This window comes from Streptomyces sp. NPDC060205 (assembly GCF_042728395.1).
In the GTDB taxonomy this organism is placed as follows: domain Bacteria; phylum Actinomycetota; class Actinomycetes; order Streptomycetales; family Streptomycetaceae; genus Streptomyces.
This window is the reverse complement of record NZ_JBHWZP010000420.1, coordinates 1-7,163: the sequence shown is the minus strand read 5'-3', so window position 1 is coordinate 7,163 and position 7,163 is coordinate 1. Positions and strand designations below refer to the sequence as shown.

At 72.3% G+C, this 7,163-nt stretch carries 9 protein-coding genes; 4 read left to right on the top strand and 5 right to left on the bottom strand.

The genetic code is table 11. From position 1 onward, the window contains the following. Window positions 1-47: 47 nt before the first annotated feature. The 3 genes from ACFWGJ_RS39755 to ACFWGJ_RS39745 all read right to left on the bottom strand — a co-directional run bounded on the left by ACFWGJ_RS39755 (window position 48) and on the right by ACFWGJ_RS39745 (window position 2,701). Window positions 48-614, bottom strand: a complete 567-nt coding sequence (locus ACFWGJ_RS39755) for a PepSY domain-containing protein (protein WP_387333837.1) — start codon at window positions 612-614, stop codon at window positions 48-50. A 93-nt stretch (window positions 615-707) separates the two neighbouring features. After that, window positions 708-2,012, bottom strand: a complete 1,305-nt coding sequence (locus tag ACFWGJ_RS39750; RefSeq protein WP_387333836.1) for a sensor histidine kinase — start codon at window positions 2,010-2,012, stop codon at window positions 708-710. Continuing rightward, the gene (locus ACFWGJ_RS39745) at window positions 2,009-2,701 is read right to left on the bottom strand and encodes a response regulator transcription factor (RefSeq protein ID WP_387333835.1); all 693 of its coding nucleotides are present in this window, start codon (window positions 2,699-2,701) and stop codon (window positions 2,009-2,011) included. Before ACFWGJ_RS39745 ends, ACFWGJ_RS39750 begins: the two co-directional genes overlap by 4 nt. 102 nt (window positions 2,702-2,803) lie before the next feature. On the opposite strand from ACFWGJ_RS39745, the gene ACFWGJ_RS39740 reads away from it, so the two are divergent. After that, a complete protein-coding gene (locus ACFWGJ_RS39740) occupies window positions 2,804-3,337 on the top strand; it encodes a hypothetical protein (RefSeq protein WP_387333834.1) in 534 nt (177 codons plus the stop codon). A 149-nt stretch (window positions 3,338-3,486) separates the two neighbouring features. Here the strand turns inward: ACFWGJ_RS39740 and ACFWGJ_RS39735 are convergent, their stop codons facing one another. After that, complete coding sequence (locus tag ACFWGJ_RS39735) at window positions 3,487-3,933, bottom strand: excalibur calcium-binding protein (protein ID WP_387333833.1); 447 nt, start codon at window positions 3,931-3,933, stop codon at window positions 3,487-3,489. Between the two features lie 214 nt (window positions 3,934-4,147). Between ACFWGJ_RS39735 and ACFWGJ_RS39730 the strand changes: the two genes are divergently transcribed. Genes ACFWGJ_RS39730 through ACFWGJ_RS39720 form a run of 3 tightly spaced genes read left to right on the top strand, consistent with a single transcriptional unit; the run spans window position 4,148 to window position 6,569 of the window. Next, window positions 4,148-4,693 (top strand): hypothetical protein, encoded by a 546-nt coding sequence (locus tag ACFWGJ_RS39730; protein WP_387333832.1) that lies wholly within the window; start codon window positions 4,148-4,150, stop codon window positions 4,691-4,693. Window positions 4,694-4,695: 2 nt separating this feature from the next. Next, window positions 4,696-5,907, top strand: coding sequence for a sensor histidine kinase (locus ACFWGJ_RS39725; protein WP_387333831.1), 1,212 nt, complete (start codon window positions 4,696-4,698; stop codon window positions 5,905-5,907). After that, window positions 5,904-6,569: a response regulator gene (locus tag ACFWGJ_RS39720; protein WP_387333830.1), complete on the top strand. Its 666-nt coding sequence runs from the start codon at window positions 5,904-5,906 to the stop codon at window positions 6,567-6,569. The genes ACFWGJ_RS39725 and ACFWGJ_RS39720 overlap by 4 nt, the downstream gene beginning before the upstream one ends. A gap of 51 nt (window positions 6,570-6,620) precedes the next feature. On the opposite strand, the gene ACFWGJ_RS39715 is transcribed toward ACFWGJ_RS39720, so the two are convergent. Next, window positions 6,621-7,163: helix-turn-helix domain-containing protein (locus ACFWGJ_RS39715; protein WP_387333829.1), on the bottom strand; the 543-nt coding region annotated here is incomplete at its 5' end.

Sequence of the window (7,163 nt, the reverse complement as noted above, 5' to 3'; positions counted from 1 at the left end):
CCCTCGGTGCGGGCCGTCGAGACGGCCCGCACGCGCCAGGGGCAGACTCAGTCGTGGTGGCGGCCGTGGCGGCCGTGACGGCCGTCGTCCTCGGAGTCACGGTGGTCGTCGTCGGACTTGGTCCGTGACCGCGTGATCTCGCCGCTGCCCCGGTCGACGTGGACCTCGTACCGGCTGCCGTTCTTGAGGATCTTCACGCTCCACACCGCGCGGCCGTGCTCCGTCTCGGCCTCGACCTCGCTGAGGGTGCCGCCGCCCACGTGGGAGAGCGCGATCTCCCCGGCGCGCCGGCTGCCCACCGGCGAACTCGGCTGTGCGGGCCTCGTGTGGGTGGGCGTGGCCGTGGCCGGTCCGGCCGTGTCGTCGTCGGCTGTCGGAGCCGTGGTCGGTGCCCCGGACTCCGACTCCCGCTCCGACTCCGACTCCGACTGGGACGGGGACGGGGCCGTGGTCGGTGCGTCGGATGCCGGTCCGGGCGACGCCGAGGCCGCGGCCGTGGTCGAAGACGCGCTGCGGGAGTGCGACGTGTCGTCGCTTCCGCCCGCCAGCGCCGTACCGGTGATCGCGGCGACCAGTGCTCCCGAGGTGAGCAGGACGAGTGATGCGCGCTTCATGGCGAACCTCCTGTGGTTGCTGGTGTTGAGGAGAGGTTCGCGCGGGCCGGGATAGGGCCGCGCTGCGGCAGTGCTAAGAGCGCGCTAAGGCGGTCATGAGGAAGGGGGAGGGGCGACTCGGGGCGTGGGCGGTCCCAGTTCCAGGGTCACCCGGGCGCCGCCTGTCCGGCCGGTCGGCAGGGTCATCCGGCCGCCGCTGGACTCGGCGGCCCGGCGGGCGATGTCCAGGCCCAGGCCGGTGGATCCGCCCAGACTGGTGCCCCGTCGGGCCAGGTCCGCCGACAGCCCGGGGCCCTCATCGGCCACCGTGAGCACGGCTCCACCGCCGGCGCGGGGTGACAGGGTGACGGAGAACGCGGTTCCGTCGGGGGTGTGGGCGAACACGTTCCCCAGCAACGCGTCCACGGCGGCGGCGAGTTCGTCCGCGGGGATCCCGACCGGCAGGGGGCCCTCCGTCGTGACGTCCAGGGTGACGGCCCGCCCGGTGTCCTCGGCCAGGACCGTCCAGAACGCCACCCGTTCGCGGAGCGCCGAGGAGGCGTCGCACTGCGCGTGCGCGTCCGTCTCCGGGCGGTGCCGGGCCTCGCTGATGAGCCCGGTGACCGCCCGTTCCATGGCGTCCACGCGGGCGGCGATCCGGGCGGCGTCGGCTCCGGTCAGTGATTCCGCCTCCAGCCGCAGGGAGGTCAGCGGTGCCCGGAGCCGGTGGGAGAGGTCCGCGACCTGTTCGCGCTCCTCGCGCAGCAGTTCCTGGATCCGGTCGGCGAGATGGTTGAGGGCGCCGGCGACTTCACGCAGTTCGGGGGGCCCGTCGGGGCGGGCGCGGGCCGTGAGGTCGGCCCGTGCGAGCCGGTGGGACACGGCGGACAGATCCGAGATGGGGCTCACGAGGGCGCGGCTGAGCCGGTCGGCCACGAGGAGACCGAGCAGCAGGAGCGCGACGCCCAGACCGGCCAGTACCAGCCAGGCCTGCGTGACTCCGCGGGTCAGTTCGGCGGCGGGCACGAAGGCGCGGATGACCGCCGTGCCGTCCGGGCGGCCGAGCACGGCCACCACGATCTCGCGCCCGTCGGCCCGCTCCACGGTCCGGCTGACCCCGGCCAGTCCCGCGAGCCGTACGGCACTGGTACGCGCCACCGGGGTGCCCAGGACCGACCCGTCGGCGAGGTAGACGGTGAGCGGCCCCCGTGCCGTGGCGGCCACGTGCTCGACGCTGGAGCGCAGGGTCTTCGGGTCCGCGGTCCCCACCAGCGAGACGATGCTCTGCGCGTCCGCGCTGGCGGCGACGGTGGCACGGTCCTGCGCGACCGTACGCAGCAGCAGGGCCAGAGGCACGACGAACGCGAGGAGCGCCAGGCACATGGTCGCCGCGACGAGCAGGGTCAGCCGGCGTCTCACGCGGGGTCCGCGGGCGCGCTCAGCCGGACACCGACGCCTCGTACGGTGTGCAGATAGCGGGGTTCCTGCGCACTCTCGCCGAGTTTCCGGCGCAGCCAGGACAGGTGTACGTCCACGGTTTTGTCGGCGCTTCCGTACGGCACCCGCCACACCTCGGTGAGCAGTTCCCGCTTGCTGACGACCTGGCCCGCCCGGCCGGCGAGATGGTGGAGGAGGTCGAACTCGCGGGGTGTGAGGTCGAGGACGGTTCCGGCGAGGCTCGCCTCGCGCGTGCCCGGGTCGATGCGCAGCTCACCGACGACGGTGGCGGCGGCGGGCTCCCGGGAGTCGGTGCCGCGCCGCAGCACCGCCCTGATCCGGGCCTCCAGTTGGGCCGCGGTGAACGGCTTCACCACGTAGTCGTCGGCGCCGGCGTCCAGCCCCCGGACGATCTCCGCCTCGTCGTCCCGGGCCGTCGCGATGATCACCGGGACGGGACTGACCGCCCGCAGCATGCGCAGCAGTTCGATGCCGTCGAGGTCGGGCAGACCGAGGTCGAGCACCACCAGATCGGGACGCTCGTCCAGCGCGGTCTGCAGTCCGCCCATCGCGGTGTGCGCGGCGGCGACGGCGTGACCGCGCTCGCGCAGGGCGCGCAGCAGCGGCGTCCGTATCGTCGGGTCGTCTTCGACTATCAGGAGGTGAACCACAGCAGGCACGCTATCCGAGCAGTCGGACAGGCCCGCCCTGTTAACCATCCCTTAGGTTTCCCCGGTGCTCTCCTTATCGACGGCCGGGGCATAGTCGTACGCATGCCATCCCGTACTTTCCTCGCCCTGGCCGGCTGGACGGCCGCCGCCGTGGCCGCCACGCTCACCGGCCTGGCCGCCGTCGAGATCATCGGGGACGGGATCACCGGCTCCTCCGACGGCAGGGCGCTCAGCTCGGAGCAGGTGCAGCAGCAGCTCGACGCGGCGAAGGCCACGTCGTCGTCCGGCCCCGCCAGGGAGCCCGGCACCGCGACACCGAGCACGACACCTGACTACGGGACGCCCACGCCCACCTCTACGTCCACGTCCCCGGCCGGGACCGCACCCGCCGCCACCGCCCGCGAGGTGAGGAGGACATTCTCCGCCCAGGGCGGCACGGCCATCGCGACCTGCGAGGGAACGACCGTACGCCTGCTGTCGTGGGCTCCCGCCCAGGGATACGGGGTGAAGAGCGCCGACCCGGGCCCCGACGACGAACACGCCGAGGTGAGGTTCGAGGGCACCGCGGGCAAGACCGAACTCCGCGTGCACTGCGTGAACGGCCACCCCACGGGCTCGTGGAAGCAGGACGACTGACGCGCGACGACTGGAACGGACGACTGGAACGGGACAGCGGACGCGCGACGGCTGACGCGGGACGATGGACACGGTTCGACTGGCGCGGGTCGACTGACGCGAGTCGAGCGACGCGGTTCGGCGTGCTCCGGGCGGCGACGGCCGCGGGGTCACCGCTTGTCGCGGGTGCCTCTGAAAACGAGCCGGTGGAGTCGGCCGCGCCGATGCAGCGCGATGGAGCCGACAGCGAGCGCTGCGCCAGTGGTGAGGCTCGCACCGACGCCGATGTCCCAGCCGGAAGGCCGCGACGACGAGCCACCGCCGACGCCGGCACGTGCGCCGAGTGTGGGCAGCGCGGGGGAGGGGGCACTTGAGGCCGGAGTGGTGAGAGCCGCGGCGGTACGGCGGGGCAGAACTTCGCAGGCGATGCCGTCGTCCGGGCCCTGGTCCTCGTCGAGCCGGTTCGGGTCACTCGGGTTCCGGTCGTACACGGCCTGCGCGTCTTCCTGGTAGGTGAAGTTGCGGCAGTCGAGGTCCTGGGCGTGGGCGGTTCCGGCGAGTGGCGCGATGGACATCATGGCACCGGCTATGCATGCGAGGGTGACGCGGCGTGGCATGAGTTCCTCCTACTGGCCCGGGTGGCCATCGTGTCGACGCTAGGAAGAGACCGGCTCGGCGGCGCGAGATGGTGGGCCGGACGGGTGGCCGGGGCGTCGGCGCGAGGACCGTGCCGGATCGTCCGCGGGTGGAGGAGACGCCGGCCCGAACTCCACCCGGACTTCCACCCATGGGTCCAGGTGTTCCAGGACCGGAAACGACAGTCTTGAGGGCATGACCACCACCGACTGGATCACCGATATCGCCCTCGTCCTCGTTGTCTTCCGGCAGCTGCGGGAAGGCCGGCTGGACCTCAAGTCCTATCTGATCCCGCTGGGGATCGTGGCCTTCGTGGCCTCCCAGTACCTGCACACCATTCCTTCCGCGGGCAACGACCTGGTGCTGATCGGAGCGCTGGTCGGTGCCGGCGCGGCGCTCGGCGTCGCAGGGGGCGTCTACACCCGGATCCGCAGCGCCGACGGACACCTCTTCATCAAGGCAGGTGCCATATCGGCGGTCCTGTGGGTGCTCGGGATGGGTGCGCGCATGGGATTCCAGGTGTGGGTCGACCACGGCGGTGCCGACGACGTGGGCCGGTTCAGCGTCACCCACGACATCACCACCTCACAGGCCTGGGTCGCCGCCTTCGTGCTGATGGCGCTCACCGAGGTGGTCACGCGGCTGGCGACGATCTTCGTCAGGAGCCGTCTGGCGATGCGCGAGCCGCAGCTCCCCGTGGGCCCGCGCCCCGCCGCCCCAGCCCTCGACCACACGGTCTGACCGTGGGCTATGGTCGCGGCGTGCCCGCATCAGTGAGCGCCCCGCACCCCGGTCCGGCCCCCGACAGGGAGCCGGGCCCGCGGGCCGTGCCCCGCCAGGACCCCCGGCTGCAGTGGGCCATCAGCCTGGCCGTCGTCGTCATCGGGTTCGTGACCGTCCGTCCGTTGGACACCAGCGGCCGTGGTCTGGCGGTGGCCGCCCTCCTCGTGGTCAACTCCGTCGCCCTGATGGCGCGGCACCTCCCCGAGACCAGGTTTCCGCCCCGCGTCGCCCTCGTCTGGCTGACCACGGGCGTCGTGGCCGCCGCCGCCCTGATCGGGGTCAGCCGCACCGGCGCCTGCTATCTGTTCGCCTACTTCCTCGTCGGCCACATCGGCTACCGGCTTCCGCTGAAGCAGGCCCTCTCGCTCGCGGCTGTGACCAGCCTCCTGTGCAGCGGTGTCCTGTATCTCCGCCTCGGCCCGGGCCATGAGGCGCTGCCCTGGACCCTCGGTCTCACCATCGGTGCTCCGGTGGTGGTGGGAATCCTCAGCCGCAGCAGACAGCGCGCCATGGAGGCGATGCTCTCGTCCGCCGAGTCCGCCGAGCGGGCCGCCCGCGCCGAGGCCCGTACCGCCGTACTCACCGAACGAGGCCGCATCGCCCGAGACGTCCACGACGTGCTGGCGCACTCACTGGCCGGGATCAACATGCAGTTGGAACTGGCGGACGCCCTGATCGACACCGGCGACCTGGAAAAGGTCCGCGAGGCGAACGACAAGGCACACAGCATGGTCAAGGAGAGCCTGAAGCAGGCCCAGTGGACCGTGCACGCGCTGCGGGAGGACTCCCTTCCGCTGCTCGACAGCCTGAGCGCGATGGTCGAGTCCTCGGGCCACCGCGATGCCCTCACCGTCACCGGAACCGTCCGCGAACTGCCGGCCCAGGTCACCCAGAACCTGCTGCGCATCGCTCAGGAGGCACTGACCAACGCCGCCCGGCACGCCCCGGGCGGCGACGCCGGGGTGGAGCTGACGTTCGAGGCGGCATCGACGACACTGAGAATCCGCAACGACCCCGCGACCCGCGAGGTGACCGCAGGGGTCGGCAGCGGAATGGGGCTGATCGGGATGCGTGAGCGCGTCGCCCTGCTGGGTGGCACCATTGCCGCGGGCCCGGTCACCGAGGGCCCCGACGAAGGCGGCTGGCGCGTGGAGGCAGTGATCCCGGGATGAGTGAACCGACCGATGAACCGCGGCAGTTGAAGGTGATCGTCGCCGACGACCAGGCCGCCGTCCGTGAGCCCCTTGCCGCGGTGCTCGGCATGTCCGAGGGCATCGAGGTGGTCGCCGCCGCGGCCGACGGCACCGAAGTGCTCGCCGCCGTGGCCGCCGCACCGGTGGACGTCGTCCTGATGGACCTGCGCATGCCCGTGATGGACGGCATCGAGGCGACGCGCCGGCTGAGCGAGGAACACCCGCAGGTCGCCGTGGTCGTACTGACCACCTTCGCCGACGACGAATCGATCCTGGCCGCACTGGGCGCAGGCGCCCGCGGCTACCTGACGAAGAACGCGGGACGCCAGGACATCGTCCGGGCGATCCGCGCCGCCGCCGCGGGACAGTCCGTCCTCGACCGCGAGGTCCAGGACCGCCTTCTCGCCACGGCCCGTGCCCGTCCGGCTGCCCCGGACCAGGCGCTTCCGCCGGACCTGACGCCACGCGAGCGCGAGGTGTTCACCCTCATCGGCCAGGGCCTGCCGAACCGGGCCATCGCCGAGAAGCTCTTCATCAGCGAGGCCACGGTCAAGACCCACATCAACAACCTGTTCGCCAAGGCGGGTATCCGGGACCGTCCCGACGCCGTCCGCCGGGCCATAGCGGCAGGCCTGGCCTGACCCTCGGTCCTCGCGTTCTCTCGAACCCCTCGCACTGCCGTCCAACTCGGCTCACCCGGCCGGGACTTGCTTCGGTGCCGCACGGACGTGCGCGCGTTCGCCCTGCCTTCCGATGAGACTCAGGAACTCGACGGGACCGGCGCCGGTGGCCCCGAACCAGTGCGGGGTGCGCGTGTCGAACTCCGCGGCCTCCCCGGCCCGGAGGATCAGGTCGTGCTCCCCGAGGACGAGGCGGAGCGTTCCGTTGAGGACGTAGACCCAGTCGTAGCCCTCATGGGTACGCAGGTCGGGTGCGGCGTCGTCGTTCCCGGTCGGCAGGACGAACTTGTAGGCCTGGATCCCCCCGGGCCTGCGGGTCAGCGGCAGGACGACCGAGCCGTCCCCGCAGGGGATGGGCCGCAGATGGACACGGGGATCACCCGTCGGCGGTGCGTCGACCAGCTCGTCGATCGTGACCCCGTGGGCGCGAGCGAGTGGAAGCAGCTGCTCCAGCGTGGGGCGCCGCAGGCCGGCCTCCAGCCGGGACAGGGTGCTGGTGGAGATGCCTGTCTCCGCCGCGAGGTCGCTGAGCGTGACGCCCCGGTTCAGCCGAAG

Bases quoted from the DNA above. Each gene is read 5' to 3' on its own strand.
- ACFWGJ_RS39730 (WP_387333832.1), top strand. From the start codon at position 4,148: ATGACCACCACCGACTGGATCACCGATATCGCCCTCGTCCTCGTTGTC.
- ACFWGJ_RS39755 (WP_387333837.1), bottom strand. From the start codon at position 614: ATGAAGCGCGCATCACTCGTCCTGCTCACCTCGGGAGCACTGGTCGCC.
- ACFWGJ_RS39720 (WP_387333830.1), top strand. From the start codon at position 5,904: ATGAGTGAACCGACCGATGAACCGCGGCAGTTGAAGGTGATCGTCGCC.
- ACFWGJ_RS39735 (WP_387333833.1), bottom strand. From the start codon at position 3,933: ATGCCACGCCGCGTCACCCTCGCATGCATAGCCGGTGCCATGATGTCC.
- ACFWGJ_RS39740 (WP_387333834.1), top strand. From the start codon at position 2,804: ATGCCATCCCGTACTTTCCTCGCCCTGGCCGGCTGGACGGCCGCCGCC.